The 865-nt window shown below is 25.8% G+C and carries 1 pseudogene; it reads right to left on the bottom strand.

Features of this window, described 5'->3' with window-relative positions:
- Nucleotides 1-120 precede the first annotated feature (120 nt).
- Nucleotides 121-865 (bottom strand): annotated as a pseudogene (locus AJ887_RS06265) (tyrosine-type recombinase/integrase); the annotation flags it as partial.

Here is an 865-nt window from a genome sequence, read left to right as displayed (position 1 = left end):
ATACAATCAAGAATTGCAAATTTCATCAAAATACTTGGCGGAGAACCTAAACTTTTATTAGAAAGATTCACAGCATAGACTTCAAAAAGAAGTCTATGTAAATACTCAATTTTAGAAAAATTAATTATTCAATAACGCAGCTTTTATTGTATCATTTGTTGCTTTGGCATATATAGCAATTTAGTTTTGCATGTCTTAGAATTCCACAAGGTTTGTTCCTTTGGCTGTTAATCTCATGGCTAAAGCGTGTCTAAGCAAATGAAGTCCTTTTTTGCTGATCAAAGCTTTAGCGTAAATATTATTTACAATCAAAAAAGCATTGCTTCTATTTAAATGTTTTCCTGTGCTAGTTTGCATTATGTAATCACTATCTTGGATATTTTCTTTAAAATATTCAAGCTCATCATCTACTTCTTTTTTAATAAATGCAAATTGTTCTTTACCGCCCTTGCCTATTATGGATATTTTTAATATTTCATCATCAACCTCTTCAAAATCACAAAGTTTTACATTTAAAGCTTCAGAAATTCTAAGTCCTCCATAAAGCATAAGTTTTATCAGTAAAGAGTTTCTAAAACTATTATAAACTTCTTTTTTTGCTTTTTCTTTCTCTAAAACATTATTTAGCCTTATAATTTCATTTTCATTAAGATAATTTAATTTTTCTTCTGATTTTTCTGTTCTAAATCTAATTTTCTTCATATCAAAGGAAAAAACAAACAAATCATCATTATTATCGCTTATAAAAAAAGCTAGTTAATACTCTCAAATAAGTTATTTTTGTTTTTTTTGATAGTTTATTGCCATTTTTTGAATTATTTTCTAAATAATTAAGAAAATTGACTAAAAAAGTCGTTTTTATATC

The sequence above is a fragment of the Campylobacter sp. BCW_6466 genome (assembly GCF_001762835.1).
GTDB classification, from domain to species: domain Bacteria; phylum Campylobacterota; class Campylobacteria; order Campylobacterales; family Campylobacteraceae; genus Campylobacter_D; species Campylobacter_D jejuni.
Note: the sequence above shows the minus strand (reverse complement) of the source record. Positions and strands in the feature narration are given on the sequence as shown.